A 25847-nucleotide genomic window follows, 5' to 3' on the forward strand; every position below is an offset into this window, starting at 1 on the left:
TGCCCGTTACTCGGCGGCCTCGGCGTGGAGGGCGTCCCACTCGCGCAGGGCCTGCGCGTCGCGGGGCGTCACGTCCGGGTAGTCCGGGTCGCTGCCGACGCTGTCCAGCACCTTCCACGAGCGGGCGCATTTGCGCCCGTCCGCCAGGGCCGGCACCACCGCGACGCCCTTGACCTCGTCGAGCCGGAAGGCCTCCGCCGGACCCTCGCCGGCCTCGACCCGGATGCCGGAGGTGATGCACACCTCCGAAAAGTCGATGCCGTCGAGGCTCGCCAGCAGGTCGGTGTCGGCGACGAAGACGGTCGGGGCCGCCTCCAGGCTCGCGCCGATGCGCTTGCCCGCCCGCTCGATCTCGAGCGCGCCCGTCACCACCCGGCGCACCCGGCGGATCTTGGCCCAGCGCTTGGCCAGCGCCTCGTCGCGCCAGGCGGCCGGCGTCTCCGGCAGGGTCTCGGTATGGACCGACGCCGTCTCGGAGGGATAGCGCGCGAGCCAGGCCTCTTCCGCCGTGAAGGCCAGCACCGGGGCGAGCCAGACCGTGACGCGCTTGAAGACCTCGTCGACGACGGTGAGCGCGGCGCGGCGGGTCTGCGACGAGATCGGATCGCAGTAGAGCGCGTCCTTGCGCACGTCGAAGTAGAACGACGACAGGTCGCCGGTCATGAAGCCGTTGAGCAGCGCCACGACCCGCTTGGTGTCGAAGGTGCGGAAGGCGTCGCGGATCTCGGTGTCGAGCTCGGCCAGCCGATGCAGGATGAACCGCTCCAGCTCGGGCATGTCTTGCGGGGCGACCCGGTCCTCGGGCCGGTGATGGGCGAGCGTGCCCAGCATCCAGCGCAGCGAGTTGCGCAGCTTGCGGTAGGTCTCCGAGAAGGTCTTGATGATCTCCGGGCCGATGCGCAGGTCGTCGGTGTAGTCCGAGGCCGCCACCCACAGGCGCAGGATGTCGGCGCCCGAGCCCTTGATCACGTCCTGGGGCGCGACGACGTTGCCCTTCGACTTCGACATCTTCTCGCCCTTGGGGTCGAGGACGAAGCCGTGGGTCAGCACCACGTCGTAGGGCGCGCGGTCGCGTGTGCCGCAGGATTCGAGCAGCGACGAGTGGAACCAGCCGCGATGCTGGTCCGAGCCCTCGAGGTACATCACCGTGTCGTCGCCGCCGTCGCGCCGCCGCTGGATCCCGGACAGACCCGGAAACGCCTGCGGGTCGCCCAGCGTGAAGGCGTGGGTCGAGCCGGAATCGAACCACACGTCGAGGACGTCGGTCACCTTCTCGTAGGCCGCCGGGTCGTGCTCGGGGGCGAGGAACCGGGCGCCGTCGGCGTCGGTGAACCAGGCATCCGCCCCCTCGGCCGCGAAGGCGGCGTGGATGCGCGCGTTGACCGTCTCGTCGCGCAGGATCTCGCCGGTCTCGCGGTGGACGAAGACCGTGATCGGCACGCCCCAGGCGCGCTGGCGCGACACCACCCAGTCCGGGCGGTTGGCGATCATGCCGGTGATGCGGTTCTGGCCTTGCGGCGGCACCCACTGGGTGACGGCGATCTCGCGGAGCGCCACGTCGCGCAGGGTCGCGTCGTTCAGGCTCGCCACCGGCTTGTCGAGGGCGATGAACCATTGCGGCGTGTTGCGGAAGATGACCGGCTTCTTCGAGCGCCAGGAATGCGGGTAGCTGTGCTTGAGCGTGCCGCGGCCGACGAGCGTGCCGGCGGCGGTCAGCGCGGCGATCACCGCCTTGTTGGCGTTGCCCTTCTGGCCCTTCTCGTCCAGCACGCGGGTGCCGGTGAGGCCCGGTGCCGACTCGGTCAGCACGCCGTCGGCATCGACCGTGTAGGGGATCGCCGTCTCGATGCCGCGCTCGCGGAGCTGGCGGCCGTTCGCCATCCAGACCTCGAAATCCTCGCGGCCGTGGCTGGGGGCGGTGTGGACGAAGCCGGTGCCGGCGTCGTCGGTGACGTGCTCGCCGTCCAGCATCGGCACCGCGTAGGCGTAGCCATCGTTCCAGGACGCCAGCGGATGGGCCAGCGTCACGCCGGCCAGCTCTTCGGCCGAGACGTCGCTCAGTCGCTCGAAGGATTCGACGCGCGCTGCCTTGAAGACGTCGCCCGCCAGTTTGTCAGCAACAACGTAACGAACACCAGGTTGAGACCAGTTCTCTTGAGGCGCAGCAACGACACGATACAATCCGTAGGAGACTTTTTTGGAATAGGCGACGGCCCGGTTGGCCGGGATCGTCCACGGGGTGGTGGTCCAGATGACGACGCGGGCACCCTGCAAGTCCGGGGCCGTCTTCGAGGCGACGACCGGGAAGGCGGCCCAGATGGTGTCGCTGACGTGGTCCTCGTACTCGACCTCGGCCTCGGCGAGCGCGGTCTTCTCGACCACCGACCACATCACCGGCTTCGAGCCGCGATAGAGCTGGCCGGTGGTGGCGAAGGTCATCAGCTCGCGGGCGATCGCGGCCTCGGCCGGATAGGCCATGGTCAGGTAGGGATGGTCCCAGTCCCCGGTCACGCCGAGGCGCTTGAACTCCTCGCGCTGCACCGACAGCCAGTGCTCGGCGAAGGACCGGCACTCGCGCCGGAACTCGACCACCGGCACGTCGTCCTTGTTGCGGCCGGCGGCGCGGTACTGCTCCTCGATCTTCCACTCGATCGGCAGGCCGTGGCAGTCCCAGCCCGGGACGTAGTTGGCATCCTGCCCGAGCGACCCCTGCGTGCGGACGACGATGTCCTTCAGGATCTTGTTGAGCGCGGTGCCGATGTGGATGTGGCCGTTGGCGTAGGGCGGACCGTCGTGCAGCACGAATTTCGGCCGCCCGGCCGCCGCCTCGCGGATGCGGGCGTAGAGGTTGGTCCTCGCCCAGCGCTCCAGGATCTCCGGCTCGCGCTGCGGCAGCCCGGCCCGCATCGGAAAATCGGTGACCGGCAGGAACAGGGTCTCGGAATAGTCGCGCCCGGTGGCGGTTTTCGGCTCGGTCATGGTGGTCAAGGCTCGTCTGGGGCGCGGACGCGCAGCCCTTGAGAGGGAATCGCCCGTGAGGGAATCGCAAGCGGCGAAACGGCGGCAACCCGGCCTTCCGCGCGGCCGCGCGATGGCGGCCCTCAGGCGGAAGCCGGGCTCGTAATTCGCCGGATGGCGGCGCGGCGCGGGTGCGATTCGGTCATCCGGCGCTTCTAGCAGCGGCGGGCGGGCGGGGGAAGCGGGGTGATGAGCCCGACGAGCGACCCGGCCTCCGGCGCTCCGATGATGAAGGTCCGGTGGAGATGGCGCGTCGGACCGGCCCTTCCCCCTCACTGCCGATGTTGCTAAAAAAGACTATAATAGTCACGAGGTGCCCGATGCAGGAAATTCAGCTCCGGGATGCGAAGGCAACGCTGTCCGCCGTCATTGATCGCGCCCGCCATGGCGAGCCCTCGGTGATCACGCGCCATGGCCGACCGGAGGCCGTCCTCCTGAGCTACGAGGAGTGGCAGCGTCTGTCGCAGGTCCCCTCTTTCGGACGCATGCTCATGTCTGCGCCCCTGGAGGCAGAAGATCTGCCTCCGCGCGACGGCGGCGTGCGCGACGTCGAGTTCTAGGACCTTGTACCTCGTCGATACCAACGTTGTCTCCGCGGCGGCTCCGACCCAGGCTGCCGTTGCGCCGGACCTCGTCGCCTGGATGGATCGCAACAGCGCTCATCTATATCTCTCGGTCATCACGGTTGCCGAGATCGAGGCCGGTATCGCCAAGAGCCGCAGGCAGGGCGCTCACCGAAAAGCCGAGCGTCTGGCCGAATGGCTGGCCGCGTTGCTGCACCTCTATGGCGCCCGGGTCCTTCCGATCGACCTCGATGTCGCGTGGTATCTCGGCTGCCTGACCGACAGGGCCCGCGGGCAGGGCCTCACACCCGACCTCGCGGATCTCGCCATCGCGGCGACGGCACAGAGCCGCAAGTGGTCGGTGCTGACGCGCAACCTCCGGCATTTCAGTCCGCTGGGCGTGCCCGCACATGATCCCTTCGCGGCGCTGCCGCCCGATGCGACAAGCCGACCGCTCGAACCCTGACCGACGTCATTGCGCGGACGAGCCCTGATAGAGCCACGACACCGTCCCGGCCTCGACCAGCACCATCACGCCGATCCCGATCAGCACGAACGGCGTCGCGACCCGGCCGATCCGGCGGATCGGGGCGCCGAAGGCCGGATGGTGGACGAGCCGGTGCGCGAGGGCGAGCCAGAGCCCGGTCATGAGCGCGAAGACCGCGACGAAAAGGACAAGCCGCGGGCCCGGGCTGGTGGCGAAGACCGGGATGTAGATGCCGAGGTTGTCGCCGCCATTGGCGATCGTCACCCCGGCCACCGCCAGCGCGTGGCCGACGGAGGCCGCGCCGGCCGGAGCCTCGTCCTCCGCGTCGGTCCGCATTGACAGGAGGCGGCGCAGGCCCAGCACGATCGGGACCAGGCCCATGAGGCCGATCCAGGCTGGAGGCACGATCAGGGACAGGAGCGAGCCGGCGAGCGCCACCAGCACCAGGGCGGCGATCCCGAAGCATTGGCCCACGACGATCTCCCGCGGGGCGGTAGCGCGGGTTGGAGAAGAAGCCGATCACCACGAAGAGATCGTCGAGATTGGTCGAGGCGAAGAGCGTGATCGCCAGGCCGATATCGGTCAGGGGAGCCATGGTGATGCGAACGAGAAGGCCGGAACGGGACGCTGCGTCGCGCTGTTGACGAGAAGGTTCAGTGAATCCGGAGCTCTACCATGCGGATCCTGCTTCCTGCCCTCGCGCTCGCCGCGCTCCTGGCCACCCCGGCCGTCGCCCGCGAGCTGCGCCCGCCGCGGTCGGTGCCGGAGGACATCGACGCCACGGGCTCCGTGACGCCGACCGACCCGCTGCTGATCCCCGACGAGGACAGCGGCCCGGCGCGGCGGACGAGGCGCCCGCGCGAGCGGGGCACGGACGCCGAGGCGCCGATCCGCGAGTTCATCCCCGAATAACCGGCATTTAACCCCGCCGGCCCAGCGCGGCCTACGGGACACCACAGGGTGGTCGATCTGCGGTGCCGGTCCCATCCACACCCTCATCCTGAGGTGTTAGTCGATCGAAGATCGACTGACCTCGAAGGAGGGCTCCATATAACACTGAGGTTTCTGGAGCCCTCCTTCGAGGCTCACTGCGTTCGCACCTCAGGATGAGGTCGTGGATGGAAAAGGCGAATCCGGTGATATTCATGCCAATGTCTACTATTGGCTGGGCCGAATCGCCCTGATCGAATCACCCCAGCATCGAGGGCGTGCGGTCGGAGGCGAGCAGGCGGCGCGCCCGCGCGGAATCGTCGTGCATCTGCACGACCAGGGCCTCGGCGCTGTCGAAGCGCTCTTCCCCGCGGATGAAGCCGACGAGCTCGACCGCGATCGCCTGGCCGTAGAGGTCGCCGGAGAAATCGAACAGGTAGGTCTCGAGAAGCGGCGCGCCGTCGTCGAAGGTCGGGCGGCGGCCGTAGCTCGCCACGCCGTCGCGCAGGCTGCCGTCGACGAGCCGGACGCGCACCGCGTAGATGCCGTGGGCGAGCGCGCAGGCGTCGAGCGCCACGTTGGCGGTCGGGAAGCCGAGGGTGCGGCCGCGCTTGTCGCCGTGGCGCACCGTGCCCTCGACGAACCAGCGGTAGCCGAGGAGGTGGTTGGCGGTTCCGACGTCGCCGGACTCCAGCGCCGCCCGGATCGCGCTCGAGGAGACCGGCGCCTCGCCGCCGCCCGCCGCCACCGCCGGCACGATCCGGCAGGCGAGCCCGTTCTCGGCGCAGAGCGCCTCCAGCATCGCCGGCGTGCCCTCGCGCCCGCGGCCGAAATGGAAGTCGTGCCCGATCACCACGCCCGACAGGCCGAGCTCGCCCTTCAGGGTCTCGGCCACGAAGGCCGACGCCCCGGTGCCGGCGAGCCTCGCGTCGAAACGGCGCACGAAGGCGCCGTCGATGCCGAGCCGCTGCAGCACCGCGAGCTTGCCCGCCTCGCCGGTCAGGCGGAACATCGCCGTGCCGGGCGAGAAGAACGCGCGCGGATGCGGCTCGAAGGTGACGACCGCGCTCGGCCGGCCGAGGGCCGCGGCCATCTCCCGCACCGCCGCGATCAGGGCGCGGTGGCCCTGGTGGATGCCGTCGAAGTTGCCGAGCGCCGCGACCGCGCCCCGCAGGCCCTCCGGCACCGGTTCGCCGTCGCGGTGGACGGGGAAGGACGGGGCGACGGGGCGCGGGGCAGTCTCGTCGCGCGGCATACGGGTCCTTGGCTTGCCGGGGGAAGGGTGTTCTGAAGGCGGCCGGACCCTGTCGAAATCCACCGGTCGGGTCAAGACGCCGGGGCGCAGGCCGGGGGGCGGACCGGTCTGCCCGCGGGTTAACCGCTTCTCAAGGGCCCGGAACTACAAGCTGAGAACAGAGGAGCCGACCGGCGCCTCGACTCATCATCCAAGCGGGAACCGGCGCGCGGGGATGCGTCGCGCCCGCGAACGGAGCCGTAAGCCATGGCCCTTGACCTCGGCATGCCGATCCTCGTGGTGGACGATTACCAGACGATGGTCCGCATCATTCGCAACCTGCTCAAGCAGCTCGGCTTCGAGGATGTCGACGACGCCTCGGACGGCACCGGCGCGCTGGCGAAGCTGAAGCAGAAGAAGTACGGCCTCGTGATCTCCGACTGGAACATGGAGCCGATGACCGGTTACGAGCTGCTGCGCCACGTCCGAGCCGACGACGCCCTGCGCACCACGCCGTTCATCATGGTCACCGCCGAGTCGAAGACCGAGAACGTCATCGCCGCCAAGAAGGCCGGCGTGAACAACTACATCGTGAAGCCCTTCAACGCCCAGACGCTGAAGACGAAGATCGAGGCCGTCTGCGGCGCCTGACGCCGCCGACGCGACGAGGCGGTGCCTCTCGGGCGCGGGAGCGTGCGGCTTGGCCGAGAGGCCGGCCGCACCCGCGCCGGATCCCCGAGCCCGCAACGGGCCGGGAAGCAACCTAGCCGCGGGGATCGATCAACGTGCTCAGGCAGATGACGGAAGGGCCGCGGTCCGCCCTCAACCGGCTGCTGGGAGGCAAGACGCCCATGGCCGGCACGACGGCGGCCCAGGCCGCGACCCCGGCGATCCCGGTCACGGAACTCCTGGAGATCGCCGACTACATCACCAAGCTGAAGGGCGGCATCGCGGCGCTGCGGGCCCAGGAACTGACCCGCGACCGCATCCCGATGGCGCATGACGAGCTCGGCAGCGTCGTCGCCGCCACCGCCAGCGCCACCAACCGGATCATGGAATCGGCCGAGTCGATTCTCGCCCTCGAGGCCAAGTCCCTCGACGATTACCGCCGCAAGGTCGAGGCCCATATCGGCGACATCTTCGAGGCCTGCACCTTCCAGGACATCACCGGCCAGCGCATCTCAAAGGTGGTGGAGGCCCTGGGCCAGCTCGAGAAGCGCCTGTCGCAGTTCTCCACCGTGGTGAACGTGCGCGACGGCGAGGCCGAGCTCGATCCCGAAGAGGCGCGCCGCAAGGCCCGGGCCGAGAAGCTGCTGCTCAACGGCCCGCAGCCGAAGGGCCCGGCGACGCCGCAGGACGCGATCGACGCCCTGTTCTCCTGACCGGATTTTGTCGAATCTCCAACCGGGGCGCGCCGGCCGCACCCCGGCCTCACTGCGTTCCTACCAGCGCAGCAGGTCGATCACCGCGTCCGGATGGACGGTCTGGGCCTCGAGCCAGTGGGCGATGTCGCCGATCGGCGCCCCCGCCGCGACGCCGAGCTCCTCGGCATGGATGCCGCGCGCCACCAGCAGGGACGCGATCCCGAAGGCCCGCGCACCGGCGACGTCGGTGCGGATCGCGTCGCCGATGGCGAGCACCCGGCCGCGGGGGAGGGGGGTGCCGCCGTCGAGGGCTTCCGCGGCGGCGAGCGCCGCCTCGTAGACCGGAACGTGCGGCTTGCCGGCGTAGACCACCGCGCCACCCAGTTCCTCGTAGAGCGCCGCGAGGGCGCCGGCGCAGGGGATCAGCCGCTCGCCGCGCTCGACCACGAGGTCGGGATTGGCGCAGATCATCGTCACGCCGCGGGCGGCCCAGGGGGCGAGCCGGGAGCGGTAATCCTCCGCCGTTTCGACCTCGTCGTCGAGGAGGCCCGTCACCACGACGTGGGCGGCATCGTCCGGCCCGCCGCGGGCGAGGTCGAGGCCGTCGAAGATCGGCAGGTCGCGCGCCGGGCCGAGATGGTAGACCGGCGCCGCCGCCCGCTCGGCCAGCAGCCGGCAGGTGAGGTCGCCCGAGGTGACGATGGTGTCGTAGGCGCTGCGCGGCACGCCGAACCCGTCGAGCTGCGCCAGGACGCCCGCGCCCGGACGCGGGGCGTTCGAGACCAGCACCACCCGGCGCGGCCGCTCGCCCGGCAGGGCGCGGAACCGCGTCAGCGCGTCCGAGGCGCCGCGATGGGCGTGCACGCCGTCGTGCAGCACGCCCCAGACGTCGCACAGGATCAGGTCGAAGCCGCCCGCGACGTCGGCGATCCCGTCTAGGATCGCGACCTCGCCCGGATGCGCCGCGCGAACCATCTCGGCCATGCCGTCCCTCCTGGCGCTGCATCGCAGCAAAACGCCTGCCGGACTTAAAGAGGGTCCGGCTCGAATGCAACGCCTGTTGAAATCGTTTACAGTCTTTCCGGGCCAAAACCCGGCCCGCGTCAGAGGAATGCCATCCGGTCGACGTCGACGAGGCCGCGATCGGTGATCTTGAGGTGCGGGATCACCGGCAGTGGCAGGAAGGCGACCTGGAGGAACGGCTCGGGCAGGGTGCAGCCGAGGCCCCGGGCGGCCTCCCGCAGGGGCGGCAGGGCGTCGCGCACCGCCTCGAACGGCCGGTCGCTCATCAGCCCGGCGATCGGCAGCGCCAGCTCGGCCAGGATCCCGGTCTCGTCCGCCACCACGAACCCGCCCTGCAAGTCGATCAGCCGGTTGACCGCCCGGGCCATGGCCTCCGTATCGGCCCCGACGACGCAGAGATTGTGGCTGTCGTGACCGACCGAGGAGGCGATGGCGCCCCGCTTCAGCCCGAAGCCCCGCACCAGGCCGCGCCCGATGCTGCGGGTGCCGTGGCGGGCCACCACGGCCACCATCGCGATGTCCTGGGCAAGGTCCGGCACGGCCGCCGGGGTCAGGCGCAGGTGCTCGGTGATGATGCGCCCGGGCACCACGCCGATGACCGGGGTCTCGCCCGCGGGCGCCGGCACGGCGAGGTCGGCGGCGCCGACCGGCTCGGCCCGCACGCTGCGGCGGCCCGGCGCGGGCGTGGCATCCCGCGTCGCGGCAAGCGCCTCGTCCGCCGGGCGGCCCGCCGCGAAGACGGCCGAGACGGTGCAGGCTTCCAGGTCGTCGAGCAGCACGACGTCGGCGCGCTTGCCCGGGGCGATCATGCCGCGGTCGGTGAGGCCGAAGGCGGTGGCGGCGGTGAGCGAGGCGGCCCGGTAGGCGGCGAGCGGCGGCACGCCGAGCCCGATCGCGGTGCGGATCAGGTGGTCGAGATGGCCTTCCTCCGCGATGTCGAGGGGGTTGCGGTCGTCGGTGCAGAAGGCGAGGAACGGCGCCGTCCGCTCGGTGAGCAGGGGGGCGAGCGCGTGCAGGTCCTTCGAGACCGAGCCCTCGCGAATCAGCACCGTCATGCCCTTGCGGATCTTCTCCAGCGCCTCCGCGGCGCTCGTCGCCTCGTGGTCGGTGCGGATGCCGGCGGCCGCGTAGGCGTTGAGGGGGAGGCCCGACAGGAGCGGGGCGTGGCCGTCGACGTGGCGCCCGGCGAAGGCCGCGAGCTTGGACAGGCAGGCCGGATCGGCCGCGACGACACCGGGGAAGTTCATGAACTCGGCGAGCCCCAGGGCCCGGGGATGATCGCGGTAGCGCGACAGGTCGTCGGCCTCGATCCGGGCGCCGGCGCTCTCGAGGTCGGTCGCCGGCACGCAGGAGGAGAGCTGGACCCGGATGTCCATCACGGTCTCGCTCGCCGCCGCCAGCGCGTAGTCGAAGGCGGCGGTGCCGAGCACGTTGGCGAGCTCGTGCGGGTCCCAGATCGCCGTGGTGATGCCGTGGGGCAGGACGCAGCGGTCGAACTCGTGCGGGGTGATGAGGGAGGATTCGATGTGCAGGTGGGTGTCGATGAAGCCCGGGACGGCGATCCGCCCCCGCGCCTCGATCACCCGGGCGCCCTCGTAGGTGCCGTAGGTCCCCACCACCGTGTCGCCGCATACCGCGATGTCGGTCTCGACCAGGTCGCCGGTGACGAGGTCGAGGAGGCGGGCGCCGCGGATCACCAGGTCGGCGGGCGCGCGCCCGGCCCCTTGCGCGATCCGGCGGGCGATGGGGTTCGACATCGGGGATCCTTCTGGCTGCGAGGTCCCCGGATTCTAGGCAGACCCGCATCGGCAGGCCACCGCGTCGTCCACCGAGATCCTCGCTTCGTCGCCGTATTTTCTCTGCGACACCGACGGCCGTCCTCGCGACATCGGCTCGGGACGTCTCGCGCCGAGGGCGACGAAGCCCCCGCGGCGGCGGGTCGGCCGGTCCTCACACCGCGCGGCGCAACACGTCCCGGAAGGCGCGGCGCACCGGCGGGGGCTCGTCGGCCGGCGGCGGGGGCGGCGGCTCGGGGGCCGGCTCGGGAGCGGGAGGCGAGAGAACCTCGGGCCGCACCACCCGCGGGGGCGAGAACACCGTGCCCTGCGCCAGCGGCAGGTCGAGGTCGATCAGGTCGGGCACGTCGGCCTCCTGCTCGACGCCCTCGGCCACCAGCCGGATCCCGGCCCGGGCCAGGGTGGTGGCGATCGCCGCGCCGTGCTCGCTCAGGAGCAGGTCGACCCCGATCTTGGCGTAGCTCGCGCCGCGGGCGGCCAGCGCCGGGGCGTCGAGGCGCGGCTCCGCGACCCGGTCGACCGCGAGCCCGATCCGCTCGCGCAGGGCTGCCAGCGCCCCCGCCTGCTCGGCATCGAGGCTGCGCCAGCTCTGCTGCGGCAGGGCCAGGATCAGCCGCCCGGCGAGTTCGGGGTGCAGGTCGATCAGGCGGCTGACCGCCCGCAGGAAGCCGGGCTCGAACAGCGATCCCGGCGACAGGGCGTAGGCCACCGGGGTCTCGCTGCCGCGGCCGGCGAGGTGCTGGCCGATCGCCGTCACCCGGGCGAGCATCAGCCGGTCGAGCTCGGTGGTGCGGCCGTGCCGCTCCAGCACCCGCAGGAATTCCGCCGGCGCCAGGAGCGCGTCGCCGACGCGCAGGCGCGCCAGGGCCTCGTAGAACGCCACCTTGCGCTGCGGCAGGCTGACGATCGGCTGGAGGTGGACCTCGAGCCCCTCGCCGAGGGCGGCCAGGATCTCGGATTCGGGCCTCGGCGCCGCGGCGGGCTCCGGCACGAAGGGCCGGCGGGGTGCGGGCGCGGCGTCGCGCGGCAGGATCGGGTCGGCCTGCGGGGCCGGTGCGGTGGCAGCCTCGGGCCGGGCCGCCACGGCAGGATCGGCCATGGCGGCCAGGGGCCAGGCCTGGGCCGCCTGCGCGGAGGCGCCCGGATAGGGAACCGACGACGGCGGCGCGAAGGCCTGCGGCGCGGCCTGCGCCAGGGAAGGGGCGGCCGCCGGTACGGGTGCCGACGCCATCGGGGCCTGCGCCACGGGCGCGTGTGCCACGGGGGCCTGCGCCAAGGGGGCCTGCATCAGGGGGGCCTGCATCAGGGGGGGCGCCACCGCGTGAGCCGCGGTCATCAGAGGAGGCGCCGTCACGGGGGCGGGCATCGCCGTCGGCATCGGGGCCGGCTGGGCGGGGGGCGCCGCGAAGGCCTGGGTCGGTGATGGGACGGCGGGCACGATCCCGGCCTTGAGGTGGGTCAGGTCCTCGTCCTGGGCCGCCACCGCCACCGCCAGTTCGCGCACGATGCCGCCGAGGAGGCCGATCTCGGCCGTGACCTCGGACAGGCCGTTCTCGAGCGCGGCGACCGGCGCGGCGGGCGCGCTCCGCTGCTCGACCGCGAGGAGGCGGCGCGACAGCAGGTCGATCTCGCCCGACATCCGCTCGACCTGCCTGGCCAGGCGCACGGCCCGCCGGTAGGCGAGCGCCGTGGCGACGCCCGCGAGGGCGGCGACCACCAGGGCGGTCCCGGCCACGGCACCGAGGAGGGGCGCCGACAGGAAAGCGAGCGCCAGGCAGGCCGCGCCCGCCAGGAGGCAGGAGAGGCTGAGGGCGATCCGACCCGCCGACGACCGATCGGCGCGCCGGCCGATCATGAGGGCCATGGCGATTCCTCTTAACGTATCGAGGACGTGCCGGGCCTCGCGGGATCCCGGCGCGTCGACGGTTGTCGCCGAGGCGCCCGATGCCTGCAAGACACGGCTGCGGGCTTCCCACGCTTTTCGCCCGACCTTGTCCGAGTTGCCGCAGTACCCGACATGGCTTGTGCGGCCCTGGCGTGCCGCGGGACGGTGCCGCCGCTGCCGGCGGGCCGTCGTGACTGATGGCGGCACTGACGGGCCGCGGCAAGGGAGAGTTGTAGCGATGACGATCGACCGGGCCGATGGCCGGATGGACCTGACGATGAAGGTCGAGGGCATGACCTGCCAGGGATGCGTCGCGGCGGTGACGAAGGCGATCCACCGCCTCGACCCGGCGGCCGAGGTGTCGGTGGACCTGGAGCGCGGCCGGGTCGCGGTCGTCACCGCCGCCCAGGCGCTCGATCTGGCCCAGGCCCTCGGCCGCGCCGGCTACGACGCCGAGGCCATGACCGGCTGAGGCCATGACCGGCTGAGGCCATGACCGGCTGAGGGTCCGGTGATCGGCCGGTCCCGGGCCGGTCCGACGGGGGAAAACGCCGGCGGGAGGGCGGCCCGCGCGGTGATCCGTGGACAGGTTTTGCGCCCGCCCCGCGCTCTAACGTTCGTTTAAGCCGGCTCTGCGAGGGTTTCCGCAGTTCGCAGAGTAGGGGCGCCGGGGCCGCAGGGTTCCTCGCGCTGGCGTGGCGGTGTGCATATCAACGGTGCCTTTGCGTCCCTGATCGATGCCCGTCTGACGGGTCTCGTCCACGAATCCACCGCCGGCGACCCGGCCGAGAGGGCCCGCCACGAGCGGTTCCTGATCTCCCGGCTCGCCACGGGCGCCGTGCTGATGGCGATGCTGCCGCCCTACCTGCTGTGGCGCGGCGTGCCGACCCTCGTCGAGGCGGCGGCGGCGGCCTGCCTGATCCTGCCGGTCTTCGCCGCCCTGCTGCTGGCGCGCACCGGCAACCTGACCCTCGCGCACGGGCTGTCCTCGGCGGCGCTGACCGGCCTCGTCGTGTGCCTGGCGAGCCTGACCGGCGGGCCGACCTCGGCGGTCACGATCTGGCTCGTGATGATCCCGGTCGAGGCGCTGCTCGCCGGCTCGCACCGCGCCGCCCTGGTGGCGGCCGTGCTGGCGATGCTGGGGGCGGTGGCGGTCGCGCTCGTCGAGCCGGCGACCGGCTTCGGCTTCTTCGCCTGGCCCTCGGCGCTCGCGATGCCGGTCTTCGCCATCACGGCGATCTGCCACGTCCTGGCGCTGTCCCTGGAGCATCACCGCCGGGAGGGGCGCTGGAGCGCCCGGCTCACCGCCGCCTCGATGCGCGACGCCCTGCTGCTCGATGCCATCGACGACCTCGTGACCTGGCACGATCGCAACGGCAGCGTGCTGCAAGCGAGCCCCGCCGCCCGCTCTCTCGCCGGGACGACCCCCGACGCGCTGGAGGGCCGCGGCCTGTTCAACCGCGTCCACGTCTCGGACCGGCCGGCCTTCCTGACCGCGCTCAGCGACGCGGCCGCCCAATCGCAGCCGGTGACGGTGCAGTTCCGCCTGCACGCCGCGGGCGAGGCCGGCGAGACCGGCCGGGTGATCTGGGCCGAGATGCGCGCCCACCGGGTGCCGGGCGCGATGGTGCCGGCGGCGGCCGGCGAGGCCGCCGTGGTGGCGGTGACCCGCGACGTGTCGGAGCACCGGCGGCGGTCCGAGGAGATCGAGGAGGCCCGGGCCGCGGCCGAGCGCGCCGACGAGGTCAAGAGCCGCTTCCTCGCCACCGTCAGCCACGAGCTGCGCACGCCGCTCAACGCCATCATCGGCTTCTCGGAGATGCTGGAGGCCGAATCGACCCTGGCGCTCGGGCCCGAGCGGCGGCGTGAATATGCCGGCATCATCCATTCCTCGGGCCGGCACCTGCTCGAGGTGGTCAACACCCTCCTCGACATGTCGCGGATCCAAAGCGGCAACTTCGACTACGCGCCCGAGCCGTTCGACCTCGCCGGCCTCGCCCACGGCGTCTGCGACCTGATGCAGATCCGGGCCGACCAGGGCGGCGTGCGTCTGCGGCGCGAGGTCGCCGCCGACCTGCCGGAGGTCACCGCCGACCCGCGCGCCTGCCGGCAGATGCTGATCAACCTCCTGTCGAACGCCGTGAAGTTCACGCCCCGCGGCGGCGACGTGGTGGTCTCGGTGCGCCGGGTGTTCGACCGGGTCGAGATGGCGGTGACGGATACCGGCATCGGCATCGCCGAGGCCGACCTGCCGCGCCTCGGCGACCCGTTCTTCCAGGCCGGCCTCGGCACCGGCTCGGGCTACGGCCGCCCGCACGAGGGCACCGGCCTCGGGCTCTCGGTGGTGCGCGGCCTCGTCGGCCTGCATCACGGCGAGCTGACCGTCGAGAGCGGCCCGTCCCGCGGCACACGGGTGGTGGTCACCCTGCCGCTCGACTGCCGCGTCGGCCGCGGCGATCCGGGCTGCCCGGTGCCGATCCGCACCGCCGCCCTCGTCGCGCAGGCCGGGGCACCCGTCCCGGCCGGGGCGCTTCCTCCCCCGGCCGCGCCCGCCCCGGGCGAGCGTCCCGCCGCGATGCGGCTCACCGGGTGAGGGCGCCGGCCGGCACGCGCCGGCACCCCTGACCCCCGCTAAGCCGCCGATCGAATCCGGAAAGGAGATGCGATGTCCGAGGCGCCAGCCCGGAGACGCGACGGGGCCCTCGACCGTCGCCGCGACGCGGCACCGCCCCGTCGCGCCGCCGACGCGCCGGCCCGCCGGCCCGACCCCGACGTCGCTCCGGCCGGCGAGGCCGCCGCCGAGCCGGCCCTGACCGCGGATGCCCGGCCGGCGCCGCGCGTGCGGACGACTCCCCGTGCCCCGCGCCCGGTCCGGTCCGCGCCGCGCCCGGCCGGCGCCCTCGACCGGATTCGCGGACGGGCGGACCGGATCCTGCGGCATCCGGCCGGCATCGTCGGCGGCCTCCTCGCCCTCGGGGCGGTGGCGGCGGTGGCGGCGAACGCCCTCAGCTTCCAGACCGGGCGCCACCCGGCGCCGCTCTTCGCCAAGGCGTCACCCGACAAGGCGCTCTCGGACGGCAAGGGCTCGGCCGGCAAGGACACCGCCGGCAAGGAACCCGCGGGCAAGACCCCGGCCGACCGGACGGCGCCGGACACCCGCGCGGCGCAGGCCGCTGGCGAGGCGTCGCCGCGCGCCGCCAAGCCCGATGTCTCGAAGCCGGACGGCATCGGCGCCCTGTTGCGCGACGACCGCACCACCGCCTCCCTCGGCCCGAAGGCCGATCCGGCCCGGTCAGCGAAGGCGCCGCACGGCAAGGAGACCGCCGGGCGCGAGGGCCAGGGCCGCGAGGCCTCCGGCAAGGCCGCCTCGCATGCGCCGGTCCGGGAGGCGCGGGCGCCGGAGCCGAAGGCGTCGGCCCTGCACGCGGCGGCGCCCGCGACGGGTCTCAAGCCCGACCGGTCGGTCGCCTACGCCCAGCGCGCCCTGATCAAGCTCGGCTACGGCCCGCTCACCGTCGACGGCATCGCCGGCCCGACCACCCGGGCGGCGCTCGCCCGCTTCGAGCGCGAGCGCCGCCTGCCCGGCGCCAGCGTGGCGCGCCGGACCCTGCAGGAACTCGAGGCGCGTTCGGGTCTCAAGCCCGAGTGAGAACCTGTTTGACTTGCGACGGCACAATCGCGAGGGGATTTTCTATCCTGCCCTCCACCTCATCCTGAGATGCTGGCGATCATAGATCGCGGGCGATCAAAGATCGCCAACACCTCAGGATGAGGTTGCTTGTGGGATAGACCATATCGATCGGCTAAACAGGCTCTGAGATAATCGGGCGGCATCCCGTACGCTGCGGGGTCGGTCGCCGCCGAAGCTTCAGGGAGCCTGCGCGATCGTGCGATCGTGGTCGTACGGGATGCGGGCCGGACGGGTCCGCCCTACTTCCCGAAATCCACCTTCGCGCCCCGCTCGACGTGCTTGGCCAGATCCCGCGCGTCCCAGTTGGTCAGCCGGACGCAGCCATGCGACTCGGTCTTGCCGACCTTTTCCGGCTCGGGCGTGCCGTGGATGCCGTAGCCGTCGTTGCCCGAGAGGTCGATCCAGACCACGCCGACCGGGTTGTTCGGGCCCGGCTTGATGGTGAACTTGCGCTTCGTCTCGACGCCCTTGAACTCGTATTTCGGGTTGTAGGTGTAGGTCGGGTCGAAGGCGACGCCCTCGACCTTCAGGATGCCGCTCGGCGCCGGCTTCTCCTCGCTGCCGATCGAGGCCGGGTAGGTGTGCACCAGGGCGCCGTCCTCGGCATAGGCGCGGACCTGGAGCGCGTCCCTGTCGACCTCGATCCGGCTGACCTTCGGCGTCTCGGGCAGCTCCTTGGCGGGAATGCGCCCGGTTTCGAGCGCCGGCACCGCCGCCACCGTGATCACCGTGCCGGCCTTGGTCAGCGCCGCGTCGGGGTTGAGGGCCGTCAGCAGGCCCCGGCTCATGTGGAAGCGCTCGGCCAGCATCTCGGCCGGCGAGCCGTAGGAGAGCGCCTTGAGGTCGGCCTGCTCCTCCATCTTGGGCGGGATCTCCTCCGCATAGGGGCCGTCGACGTCCTTCTCGGTCAGGGTGTACTGCGTCACCGCCGGGTCGGGGCTGGTGCCGGAGAGGGCCTGCCACAGCGGTGCGTCGAGGCGGCCGGCGAAGGCCTGTCCCTTCGCCTTGGCGAAGGCCGCGAGCGCGCCGCGCAGGTTGTCGCCGTCGCGCCCGTCGATGGCGCCGGGGGAGAATCCGGCCCGGTCGAGGAGCACCTGGGTCCGGATCGTCAGCGGATCGGGGCGCTTCTCGGCGGAGGCCTTCTCCTTCGCGGTCTCGCGGCCTGCCTCCGCCTTGTCGGAGGCAGGCTTGTCGGTTGCGGATTTGTCGGGCTCCGTGCCGCCCTCCGCCGGGCCGGCGCCGAATTGCGCCTGATTGATCGCCTCCGCGGTCAGAGGGGTCTCCGCGGCGCCGGCCGCACCCGCGCATCCCATCACCAGCAGAACCGCACCGAGCCTCGCCGCCGACCGCATCCGACCCTCTCCCGACTTACGAAGAACCGCAGAGCCTTAGAAGCGCCGGACGCGGGCGGACGTTCCCGCGCGGCATGTTCGACGGCCTGTCCCTATTGGCACAGGCGATGGCCGGCGGGCCGCTCGCGCTCGTCGAGATGGAGGTGGTTGGCGTGGGCTGGGTCCGAGCCCGGCCCGAGCACGGTGCGGAAGAAGCCGCAGGCGCGCGCCCGGACCGCAGCCTCGAACGCCGCTTCCGGCGTTCCCTCGCGGCTCGCGCCGACGGCGATCGGGGTCCGGCCCTCGACGACGAAGCCCATCACGTCGACCCCGTTGGCGTAGGCGTGCTCGCTGAGCTTGGCGCTCGGGTCGTGGTTCTGGCCGCGGCACTCGTAGGACCCGCCGATCTGGAGCTTCTGCGGGGCCTTGCCGAGGAGGCGCTCGCCGGTCACCCGCACCTCGGTGCTCCAGCGGGCGAGCGCCTCGGCGGCGGTGCAGGTGAGGGTGGCGGCGGGCGCGAGCGCGACGCCGTCCGGCAGCACCGTCACCCGCAAGGGTCTGGCCGCCCCGCACATCCCGTCGAGGAGGGGCGCGACGGGCTCGGCCTTGACGCCGAGGCGCTCCAGCCGGCCCAGGCAGGCGGTGTCGTCGGGCACGATCGTGGCGGGCCCCGGCGCCGGGCCGGACGGCAGGTCGGCGGGCCGCTCGGGCGGCAGGGGGGCGGTCTCGACGCCGGGGGCGGCCGGCGTATCCTTGCCGGGCTCCTTGGTCGTGTCCTTGGTGGCGTCCTTGCCCGCATCCTTCGCGGCGTCCTTGGCGGCGTCCTTGGCCGCGGGGTCGCCGGGCCCGGATTCCTTGACGTCGGGATGCCGGGCCGTCGGCTCCTTGATTGCCTCGGGCCGGGGCGGCGGCAGGGGAACCTGCTCGGCCGGGGTCCGGCTCAGCGGTGTCCCGGTCGGTGCCTGGGCGACCGCCGGCCCCGCCAGCACGGCGCACCCCATCAGTACGGCGAGGCTCCGCCCCATCATCGTCCTCGGCATCGCGCGTCCCCCCGTTCGCGCTCTCCAACGGCCGGCCAAGCGTGACCGTTCCGGCGGCGGGGCGTCCCCGGACGATCGGCGCGTCCCGCCGCGCTTGCGCCCCGCGCCCGAGGGTCTATCGTCGCCCGCCACACCAGCGAGAGGACCAGCATGCGCGGCGTCACGGCGGAGCACGAGCCCAACCCCTTCTCCGAGCCGGTCTGGACCACGCCCCACGGGCTGCCGCCCTTCGAGCGCATCGCGCCCGCGCATTACGAGCCGGCCTTCGAGCGGGCGCTCGCCCAGCACGTCGCCGAGATCGAGGCGATCGCCGGCAATCCCGAGCCGGCGGCCTTCGCCAACACCATCGGGGCGCTCGAGCGCTCCGGCGAGGCCCTGCGGCGGGTCTCCGCGACCTTCTTCAACCTGGCCGGCAGCCACACCAACCCGGACCTCCAGGCGGTCGAGCGGGCGGTGGCGCCGCGGCTGGCGCGCCACGGCAGCGCGATCTACCTCAACCCGGACCTGTGGGCGCGGGTCTCGGCGGTGGGCGAGGACGGCCTGACCGACGAGGAGAAGCGGGTGCGCGAGCGCTACCGCCTGCGCTTCCGCCGCGCCGGCGCCGAGCTCGACGCCGAGGCCAAGGAGCGGATGGCCGCCATCGCCTCGCGGCTCGCCGAGCTCGGCACACAGTTCAGCCAGAACCTGCTCGCCGACGAGAGCGGCTTCATGCTCGAACTCGCGGGCGAGGACGACCTCGTCGGATTGCCGCCCTTCCTGCGCGCCGCGGCCAGCCGGGCCGCCGAGGAGCGCGGGCTTCCCGGCTCGCACGTCGTCACCCTGTCGCGCTCGCTGATCGAGCCGTTCCTGGTCTTCTCGACCCGGCGCGACCTGCGCGAGCGCGCCTACGGCGCCTGGATCCGCCGCGGCGAGAACGGCGGCGAGACCGACAACCGGGCGATCATCACCGAGACCCTGCGGCTGCGGGCCGAGCGGGCGCGCCTGCTGGGCTACCCGAGCTACGCCGCCTTCCGCCTCGACGACACCATGGCGGGCAGCGCCGAGGCGGCGGTCGGGCTCCTGGAGGAGGTCTGGGCCCCGGCGCGCCGCCGGGCCGAGGCCGAGCGCGACCGCCTCCAGGCCCTCGCGCACGAGGACGGCCAGACCGCCGCCCTGGCGCCCTGGGACTGGCGCCACTACGCCGAGCGCCTGCGCCGACGCGAGCACGCCCTCGACGAGGGCGAGATCAAGCCGTACCTGCCCCTCGAGGGCATGATCCAGGCCGCCTTCGACACCGCGCACCGCCTGTTCGGCCTCTCCTTCACCGAGCTGGCGGAGGCGCCGCGCTACCACCCGGAGGTGCGGGCCTGGGAGGTCGCCGACCAGGACGGCACGGTGATCGGCCTGTTCCTCGGCGACTACTTCGCGAGGCCCAGCAAGCGCTCGGGCGCCTGGATGAGCGGCTTCCGCTCGCAGGAGCGGCTCTCGGGCCCGGTGACGCCGATCATCGTCAACGTGATGAACTTCGCCAAGGGCGGCGAGGACGAGCCGGCGCTCCTGTCCTTCGACGACGCCCGCACGCTCTTCCACGAATTCGGCCACGCCCTGCACGGGCTCCTGTCGAACGTGACCTACCCGATTCTCGCCGGCACCGCGGTGGCGGGCGACTTCGTCGAGCTGCCCTCGCAGCTCTACGAGCACTGGCTGGAACAGCCCGAGGTGCTGCGGACCCATGCCCGGCACTACCGCACGGGCGAGCCGATGCCCGAGGACCTGCTGGCCCGGCTGCTGGCCGCCCGCACCTTCAACCAGGGCTTCGCCACGGTGGAGTACACCGCCTCGGCCATCGTCGACCTCGACCTGCACCTCTCGCCGGAGGCCGAGGGCGGCATCGACCCGCTCGCCTTCGAGGCGCAGTCGCTGCGCCGCATCGGCATGCCGGCCGAGATCGCGATGCGCCACCGCACGCCGCACTTCCAGCACGTCTTCGCCGGCGAGGGCTACGCGTCGGGCTACTACAGCTACCTCTGGTCCGAGGTGCTGGATGCCGACGCCTTCGACGCCTTCCGGGAAGCCGGCGACATCTTCGACCCCGCCACCGCCGAGCGCCTGCGCACCTACGTGTACGGCGCCGGCAACCTGCGCGACGCCCGCAGCGCCTACACGGCGTTCCGCGGCCGGCTGCCGAGCACCGGGCCGCTGCTGCGCAAGCGCGGCCTAGCGGCGTAGCCGCCGGCCGAGGGCCGACGCGGCCGCGAGCCAGGCCGCGTCGGCCAGGAAGGCGAGCGACGCGGCCGCCGCCGCGCCCTGGACCAGCGCCAGGGTGTTCTGGGTCTGGAGACCGACGACGATCGGGGTGCCGAGGGTCTGGGCGCCGGCGAGCGCGCCCACCGCCGCGGTGGCGACCGCCAGGACCAGCACCACCCGCAGGGCCTCGAGGATCGGCCCCGCGGCGAGGGGCAGCTCGACCCGCAGGAGCGTCTGCGCCGGGGTGAGCCCCATCGCGGTCACGGCGGCGCGCACGTCCTCCGGCACGGTGGCGAGCGCCCCGGCCGTGCCGCGCATCACCGGCATCAGCCCGTAGGCGGCGAGCGCCAGCAGGATCGGCGGCGTGCCGAAGCCGAGTACCGGCAGGGCGAGCGCCACCACCACCACCGGCGGCGCGGCCTGGGCGGCCGCCGCGAGGGTATCGAGCGAGGTGCGCAACGAGGCGCCCGCCGCCCGGGTCGCCAGGATGCCGAGGGCGAGGCCGGCCCCGCCCGCCAGGAGAAAGCCGCCGAGCGCCAGGACGAGATGATGGCGGGCGAGCCAGGCGAGGCGCCCGGCCGGCACCGGCGTGCCGGCCTGCAGCCCGAGCGCGCGCACGAGGGGACCGGCGACCTCGGGCAGGCTCAACCCGGCCAGGACGAGGCCGAGCGCCAGGGGCGCGGCGAACCGGGGCAGGGCGCGGGTCATCGGGCGGGTCATGCGGCCTTCCGCGTCGTCAGGAGCGCGAGCCCGGCATCGAGCGCGAGCGCCAGCCCGATCACCGGGAGCGCGCCGAGCAGGATCAGGTCCTGGGCGAACTGCGCCATGCCCTCGAACACCACCGCCCCGAGCCCGCCGGCCCCGACGAGGCCGCCGAGGGTGGCGAGCCCCACGCTCTGCACCGCCGCGACCCGCAGCGCCCCGGCGATCACGGGAGCGCCGAGGGGCAGGCGCACCCGCAGCAGCGTCGCGCCGGGGGTGAGGCCCATCGCCCGGGCGGCGTGGAGCACCGCCGGGTCCGCCGCGGCGAGGCCGGCGGCGAGCCCCCGCACCAGCGGCAGGCACAGATAGGCGGCGGTGCCGATCACCGCCGGCACCGGCCCGATGGCCGACAGGCCGAGCCCCCGCAGGGCCGGCACGAGGGCGAGGAGGCCCGACAGGCCCGCCACCAGGCCGGCGAAGAGCGCCAGCGCGGGGACGACCTGCACGCCGTTGAGGAGCCCGTCGACGAGGCGCGAGGCCGATCCGTCGCGCAGGCGCAGGAGCGCGAGCGGCCCCGAGACCGCGAGCGCGAGCGCGAGCGCGGCCCCGGCGAGCCCGAGATGCTGGAGGAACGCCGCGTTCACCGCGCCCGCCCGCGCCCGGTACTCGACCATGAGCGAGAGCGAATCGAGGAGCCCACCCCCCGCGGCGAGCGCCAGGAACCCGAGGTGGAGCGCCGCGGCGACGAGGCCGCCCCATCGCGAAAAGACCGCCCGGGCCGCCTGCCCGGCGAGCCACGCCAGGGCGAGGCCCGCGAGCCAGGCGCCCGGGCCGAGGGCGGCGCGGGCCGCCGCCGGCTTGCCGACGAGGAGCCCGGCGGCGCCCTGGCCGGCGGCGAGCACCAGCCCGCACCAGGCCGCGAGCGCCGCCGCGAGGGCGAGGCGGCTTCCCTTGGCGGAGGCGGGGGCGGCGAGCAGCACGCCCGCGGCGAGCGTCAGGAGGCCGAGCCCGAGGCCGGGCAGGCCGATGCCGACGGGCGCGCCGGGCACGAGGCGGTTCGGCGCGAGCGTGAGGACGGGCAGGCCCGCGAGCGCCGCGACGGCGAGGCCGGCCGCCGCGAGGGGCAGCCCGCGGGACAGCATCGACGGCGGCAGGGTCGGGGGCGGCAAGGTTCGGGGCGTCGTCGTGCCGGGAGGCGTCATCTCGGAGGGCCTCATGGTGCGACCGATTCGAGGTAGCGGCGGGCGACGGCCTCCGGCGTGTCGCCGTCCACCGCCACCTGCGCGTTGAGCCGGCGCAGCGTCGCGAGATCGAGGCCGGAGAAGAGCCGGTCGAGGGCGGGCGCCATCGCGGGGTGGCGCGCCAGCGCCTCGGCGCGGACGAGCGGCGCCGGTTCGTAGACGATCTGCGCGCCCAGGGGATCGCTCATCACCACCACGTCGAGGGCCGCGATCGCCCCGTCGGTGCCGTAGACCATGCCGGCATTGACCCCGCTGATCCCTTGCGCGGCGGCCCGCAGGGTGACGGCGGTGTCGCCGCCGGGCAGCATCACGATCCGCTCCCGCGGCAGGGCGAAATCGTAGGCGCGCTCGAAGGAGGGCAGGGCGGCCGGGCTCTCGACGAACTCCGCCGAGGCGCAGAGCTCGATCCGGCCGCGACGGACCGCGCCGGCGAAATCCGCCATCGTGCTCAGGCTCTCGGCCCGGGCGAGCGTGCCCGCGACGGCGATCTGCCAGGTGTTGTTGGCGGGCGCAGGCGTGAGCCAGGTCAGGCCGTTCGCCTGATCGAAGCGGCGCGCCGCGGCGAGCGCGGTCTCGGCCCGGCGCCAGGCCGGGTCGGCATCGGTGCCGGAGAAGAAGGCGGCGTTGCCGGTATATTCGGGGTAGGCGTCGATCTCCCCGGCCTGGAGCGCGGCGCGCACGATGCGGGTCGGGCCGAGCTGCAGCCGCGGGGTCACCGGCACGCCGAGGCGCCGAAGACTCAGGACGATCATCTGCCCGAGGAGCGCACCCTCGCCATCGATCTTCGAGGCGACGACGACCGGGCGCCCCGTCGAACCCAGCGCCGTGCCCGCCGTGCCCCAGACGAGACCGGCGAGCGCACCCGATACTACGCGGCGTCGATTCAAGGGGGCGCGCGGCCCCGATCCCCGCTGCATCGCGTCCCAGCCCGCTACGCTTGACATGACTGCCTTTCCGGGCGACGGCTCACCGGCGCTGGTGACGCGTGTCGCCGCGGACTCGCACGGGTCGCGGGCGATGGGAACCCCCGACGGCGCAACGGCTCCCGCCGCCTCGGGGACGGTTCGGTCGGTCCCCGATTCGGGGCGATGAGGGAAAGACATCCGGCGTGGGCACGGAAACAAACGAAGAGCTCCTGAACGGTGCCCGCGTCCTCGTCGTCGAGGACGAAGCGGCGATCTCGATGCTCCTGGAGGACATGCTGCTCGATTTCGGCTGCGAGGTCGTCGGTCCGGCGGCTCGGCTCAGCAAGGCGCTCGAGATGGCCGAGAGCGAGAGCTTCGTGGTCGCGATCCTCGACGTCAACGTCGCCGGCGAGCCGATCTACCCCGTCGCCGAGGCGATCGTGCGCCGTGGGCTGCCCCTGGTCTTCTCCACCGGCTACGGCGGCGCGGGCATCCGCGAGCCGTTCCGCGACCGGCCGGTGGTCCAGAAGCCGTTCAGCCAGCAGGACCTCAAGCGCACCCTGATCGCCGCGATCGCGGCGGCGAACTGACCGATACGCGCCCGGTCGTCGGCGCGACCGTCCGATTTCAGACAGTATAGATCTCATCGATTGCCAGTCGAGGCAAGTCGATCTGCCACTCGATCGCGACATCTCGCCGCGCCGGACCCAACCGCGTCGAGCGGTGCCGCCCGCGGGCCGGGCGACGGACCTCGCCCTCGTCGGCCGCCCGCGCCGTCCTCCGGCGCGCGCAGCCTTGAGCGTCCCGCCTCAGCGGATGCCGCCGCTGGCGGTGATGACCTCGCCCGTCAGCCAGCCGGCGTCGTCGGAGGCCAGGAACGCCACCACCCCGGCGATGTCCTCCGGGCGGCCGGCGCGCCCGAGTGGCGTCTGCGCGACGAGGCCGGTCTCCATGTCGGAACCGACCACCCCGGCGGCGTGCGTGCCCTCGGTCACGACGAAGCCCGGGCTGACCACGTTCACCCGGATCTTGCGCGGCGCCAACTCGTTGGCGAGCACCCCCGAGATGGCGTTCACCGCACCCTTGGTCCCGGCATAGACCGCCGCCATCGGCGTGTGCACGTGGGTGATGGCCGACGAGATGTTCACGATGCTGCCGCCCTCGCCGAGATGCCTCGCAGCGGCCTGCGTCGTCAGTAGGAGCCCGAGCACGTTGACGTCGAACTGGCGCCGGTAATGGTCCTCGGTCAGGTCCTCGATCGCGGCGAATTCGTAGATGCCGGAATTGTTCACCAGCACGTCGAGCCGGCCGAACTCCCCGACGGCGGCCTCGATCAGCGCCTGCGCCTCCGGCGCCCTGGTCACGTCGCCCCGGACCGCGACCGCCCTGCCGCCGGCCCCGACGATGGCCGCGACGACCGCGTCGGCTCCCGCCCGGCTGGAGGCGTAGTTCACCACCACGGCGGCGCCCTCGCGCGCCAGAGCCTTGGCGATCCCGGCACCGATGCCCTTCGACGCGCCGGTCACGACGGCGACCTTGCCCTCAAGCTTCGACATGCGTGCTACTCTCCGATCCGGGCCCGCTCCGTCGGCGGAGCGATAGTCCCATAGTTCGGAATTTCGGAACTATGGCGGTGGAGTTCAAGACCCCATGGACGGTTGATGAGACCCCTGTTCCACCCCGCCATCGAGGACGTGCGGCCGGAGGCGATCCTGCACGCCCTCGCCGATCCCGACCGGGCCGCCATCTTCGCCGGGATCATGCGGGCCGGCTGCGTCGAGGCGTGCTCCGCCCTGTCGGCGATCGGCGACCGCGTGATCCCGAAATCCTCGTTGTCCAACCACGTCAAGGTGCTGCGCGAGGCCGGATTGATCCGCAGCGAGCGCCACGGCGTCGAGATGCGCAACCAGTCCCGCTGGGCCGAGGTGGAGGCCCGCTTCCCCGGCCTGCTGGCGGCGATCATCAACGCCTATGCGTCCGGCCTCGGCACGACGCCACGCGCCGACGAGACGGTCGCGTCATCCTGAATAGGCGCGCATCGGCTGGCCGACGCTTCGCCTACCCGGGTTCTCGTGTCGTCGCGGATGCTTGTCGCGAAACCGGATGCCGCCTCTTGCGAAATCCGCTCGTGGGCGGCGCGTCGGGGGTTGCGAGGCGGTCGAGCCGGCCCTCACGCGCTCCGCGCTTCGGGCCGCGCCCCGCCCGCACGCCGCTCCGCGGGGCCGCGCAGGTCGGCGGCCTCCTGCGCCTCGACCCGGCGCTTGAACGCCCCCCAGGCCATCAGCGTGCAGCCGCAGCGGTCGCACTGGATCATCGCCTCGTCGGTCAGGGCGGCCGGCAGGCGGACCGCCGGCGAACCGCACGACTCGCATCCGAACCCGCTGCGCATCTCGCTCACCCCGTTCCCGTTC

The 25847-nt window shown here is 73.2% G+C and carries 24 protein-coding genes; 11 read left to right on the forward strand and 13 right to left on the reverse strand.

The genetic code is table 11. From position 1 onward, the window contains the following. Positions 1 to 6: 6 nt before the first annotated feature. A complete protein-coding gene (gene ileS, locus BMX97_RS18255; protein ID WP_091752769.1) occupies positions 7 to 2979 on the reverse strand; it encodes an isoleucine--tRNA ligase in 2973 nt (990 codons plus the stop codon). A 359-nt stretch (positions 2980 to 3338) separates the two neighbouring features. On the opposite strand from ileS, the gene BMX97_RS18260 reads away from it, so the two are divergent. Together BMX97_RS18260 and BMX97_RS18265 are read left to right on the forward strand one after the other, a co-directional pair. Beyond that, complete coding sequence (locus BMX97_RS18260) at positions 3339 to 3578, forward strand: type II toxin-antitoxin system Phd/YefM family antitoxin (RefSeq protein WP_060846726.1); 240 nt, start codon at positions 3339 to 3341, stop codon at positions 3576 to 3578. Positions 3579 to 3582: 4 nt separating this feature from the next. After that, complete coding sequence (locus BMX97_RS18265; protein WP_091752770.1) at positions 3583 to 4047, forward strand: type II toxin-antitoxin system VapC family toxin; 465 nt, start codon at positions 3583 to 3585, stop codon at positions 4045 to 4047. A gap of 6 nt (positions 4048 to 4053) precedes the next feature. On the opposite strand, the gene BMX97_RS18270 is transcribed toward BMX97_RS18265, so the two are convergent. Beyond that, positions 4054 to 4542 carry a cadmium resistance transporter gene (locus BMX97_RS18270; RefSeq protein ID WP_244538505.1) on the reverse strand — a complete coding sequence of 163 codons (489 nt, stop codon included), beginning with the start codon at positions 4540 to 4542 and terminating at the stop codon, positions 4054 to 4056. A gap of 201 nt (positions 4543 to 4743) precedes the next feature. On the opposite strand from BMX97_RS18270, the gene BMX97_RS18275 reads away from it, so the two are divergent. After that, positions 4744 to 4980, forward strand: a complete 237-nt coding sequence (locus BMX97_RS18275; RefSeq protein WP_091752771.1) for a hypothetical protein — start codon at positions 4744 to 4746, stop codon at positions 4978 to 4980. A 277-nt stretch (positions 4981 to 5257) separates the two neighbouring features. Here the strand turns inward: BMX97_RS18275 and BMX97_RS18280 are convergent, their stop codons facing one another. Further along, positions 5258 to 6253 (reverse strand): bifunctional riboflavin kinase/FAD synthetase, encoded by a 996-nt coding sequence (locus tag BMX97_RS18280; protein ID WP_091752772.1) that lies wholly within the window; start codon positions 6251 to 6253, stop codon positions 5258 to 5260. Positions 6254 to 6499: 246 nt separating this feature from the next. Between BMX97_RS18280 and BMX97_RS18285 the strand changes: the two genes are divergently transcribed. Both BMX97_RS18285 and BMX97_RS18290 read left to right on the forward strand, forming a co-directional pair. After that, positions 6500 to 6883, forward strand: coding sequence for a response regulator (locus tag BMX97_RS18285; protein ID WP_048427618.1), 384 nt, complete (start codon positions 6500 to 6502; stop codon positions 6881 to 6883). Between the two features lie 200 nt (positions 6884 to 7083). Then, complete coding sequence (locus BMX97_RS18290) at positions 7084 to 7614, forward strand: protein phosphatase CheZ (protein ID WP_060849314.1); 531 nt, start codon at positions 7084 to 7086, stop codon at positions 7612 to 7614. 60 nt (positions 7615 to 7674) lie between these two features. On the opposite strand, the gene BMX97_RS18295 is transcribed toward BMX97_RS18290, so the two are convergent. From BMX97_RS18295 to BMX97_RS18305, 3 genes are all read right to left on the reverse strand, one after another. Then, on the reverse strand, positions 7675 to 8580 hold the full coding sequence (locus BMX97_RS18295; RefSeq protein ID WP_091752773.1) for a TIGR01459 family HAD-type hydrolase: 906 nt from the start codon (positions 8578 to 8580) through the stop codon (positions 7675 to 7677). A gap of 119 nt (positions 8581 to 8699) precedes the next feature. Continuing rightward, on the reverse strand, positions 8700 to 10376 hold the full coding sequence (gene ade, locus BMX97_RS18300; RefSeq protein WP_091752774.1) for an adenine deaminase: 1677 nt from the start codon (positions 10374 to 10376) through the stop codon (positions 8700 to 8702). A 193-nt stretch (positions 10377 to 10569) separates the two neighbouring features. After that, the gene (locus tag BMX97_RS18305) at positions 10570 to 12279 is read right to left on the reverse strand and encodes an EAL domain-containing protein (RefSeq protein ID WP_244538506.1); all 1710 of its coding nucleotides are present in this window, start codon (positions 12277 to 12279) and stop codon (positions 10570 to 10572) included. A gap of 259 nt (positions 12280 to 12538) precedes the next feature. Between BMX97_RS18305 and BMX97_RS18310 the strand changes: the two genes are divergently transcribed. From BMX97_RS18310 to BMX97_RS18320, 3 genes are all read left to right on the forward strand, one after another. Beyond that, positions 12539 to 12772: a heavy-metal-associated domain-containing protein gene (locus BMX97_RS18310; RefSeq protein ID WP_244538507.1), complete on the forward strand. Its 234-nt coding sequence runs from the start codon at positions 12539 to 12541 to the stop codon at positions 12770 to 12772. A gap of 231 nt (positions 12773 to 13003) precedes the next feature. Then, positions 13004 to 14893, forward strand: coding sequence for a sensor histidine kinase (locus BMX97_RS18315; protein WP_091752775.1), 1890 nt, complete (start codon positions 13004 to 13006; stop codon positions 14891 to 14893). Positions 14894 to 14965: 72 nt separating this feature from the next. Continuing rightward, the gene (locus BMX97_RS18320) at positions 14966 to 15949 is read left to right on the forward strand and encodes a peptidoglycan-binding domain-containing protein (protein ID WP_091752776.1); all 984 of its coding nucleotides are present in this window, start codon (positions 14966 to 14968) and stop codon (positions 15947 to 15949) included. A gap of 281 nt (positions 15950 to 16230) precedes the next feature. On the opposite strand, the gene BMX97_RS18325 is transcribed toward BMX97_RS18320, so the two are convergent. Together BMX97_RS18325 and BMX97_RS18330 are read right to left on the reverse strand one after the other, a co-directional pair. Further along, positions 16231 to 17343, reverse strand: a complete 1113-nt coding sequence (locus BMX97_RS18325; protein WP_091752777.1) for a L,D-transpeptidase — start codon at positions 17341 to 17343, stop codon at positions 16231 to 16233. Positions 17344 to 17435: 92 nt separating this feature from the next. Next, a complete protein-coding gene (locus BMX97_RS18330) occupies positions 17436 to 18362 on the reverse strand; it encodes an extensin-like domain-containing protein (protein ID WP_244538508.1) in 927 nt (308 codons plus the stop codon). A gap of 150 nt (positions 18363 to 18512) precedes the next feature. Between BMX97_RS18330 and BMX97_RS18335 the strand changes: the two genes are divergently transcribed. Continuing rightward, positions 18513 to 20570: a M3 family metallopeptidase gene (locus BMX97_RS18335; RefSeq protein WP_091752779.1), complete on the forward strand. Its 2058-nt coding sequence runs from the start codon at positions 18513 to 18515 to the stop codon at positions 20568 to 20570. Here the strand turns inward: BMX97_RS18335 and BMX97_RS18340 are convergent. The 3 genes from BMX97_RS18340 to BMX97_RS18350 all read right to left on the reverse strand — a co-directional run bounded on the left by BMX97_RS18340 (position 20559) and on the right by BMX97_RS18350 (position 23418). Next, positions 20559 to 21308 (reverse strand): ABC transporter permease subunit, encoded by a 750-nt coding sequence (locus BMX97_RS18340; protein WP_244538509.1) that lies wholly within the window; start codon positions 21306 to 21308, stop codon positions 20559 to 20561. The genes BMX97_RS18335 and BMX97_RS18340 overlap by 12 nt on opposite strands. Beyond that, positions 21305 to 22432, reverse strand: a complete 1128-nt coding sequence (locus BMX97_RS18345; RefSeq protein WP_091752780.1) for an ABC transporter permease subunit — start codon at positions 22430 to 22432, stop codon at positions 21305 to 21307. The genes BMX97_RS18340 and BMX97_RS18345 overlap by 4 nt, the downstream gene beginning before the upstream one ends. A 71-nt stretch (positions 22433 to 22503) precedes the next feature. After that, positions 22504 to 23418: a glycine betaine ABC transporter substrate-binding protein gene (locus BMX97_RS18350; RefSeq protein ID WP_348273126.1), complete on the reverse strand. Its 915-nt coding sequence runs from the start codon at positions 23416 to 23418 to the stop codon at positions 22504 to 22506. A gap of 221 nt (positions 23419 to 23639) precedes the next feature. Here BMX97_RS18350 and BMX97_RS18355 point away from each other — a divergent pair, with 221 nt between their 5' ends. After that, positions 23640 to 24026, forward strand: a complete 387-nt coding sequence (locus BMX97_RS18355; RefSeq protein WP_060846713.1) for a response regulator — start codon at positions 23640 to 23642, stop codon at positions 24024 to 24026. Positions 24027 to 24245: 219 nt separating this feature from the next. Here BMX97_RS18355 and BMX97_RS18360 read toward each other — a convergent pair whose 3' ends face one another. After that, on the reverse strand, positions 24246 to 24992 hold the full coding sequence (locus tag BMX97_RS18360; protein ID WP_091752782.1) for a glucose 1-dehydrogenase: 747 nt from the start codon (positions 24990 to 24992) through the stop codon (positions 24246 to 24248). Between the two features lie 105 nt (positions 24993 to 25097). Between BMX97_RS18360 and BMX97_RS18365 the strand changes: the two genes are divergently transcribed. Next, positions 25098 to 25463 (forward strand): ArsR/SmtB family transcription factor, encoded by a 366-nt coding sequence (locus tag BMX97_RS18365; RefSeq protein WP_091752783.1) that lies wholly within the window; start codon positions 25098 to 25100, stop codon positions 25461 to 25463. Between the two features lie 143 nt (positions 25464 to 25606). On the opposite strand, the gene BMX97_RS18370 is transcribed toward BMX97_RS18365, so the two are convergent. After that, complete coding sequence (locus BMX97_RS18370) at positions 25607 to 25825, reverse strand: hypothetical protein (RefSeq protein ID WP_143074648.1); 219 nt, start codon at positions 25823 to 25825, stop codon at positions 25607 to 25609. Positions 25826 to 25847 lie beyond the last annotated feature (22 nt).

The organism is Methylobacterium sp. ap11 (assembly GCF_900110515.1).
GTDB lineage: Bacteria > Pseudomonadota > Alphaproteobacteria > Rhizobiales > Beijerinckiaceae > Methylobacterium > Methylobacterium ajmalii.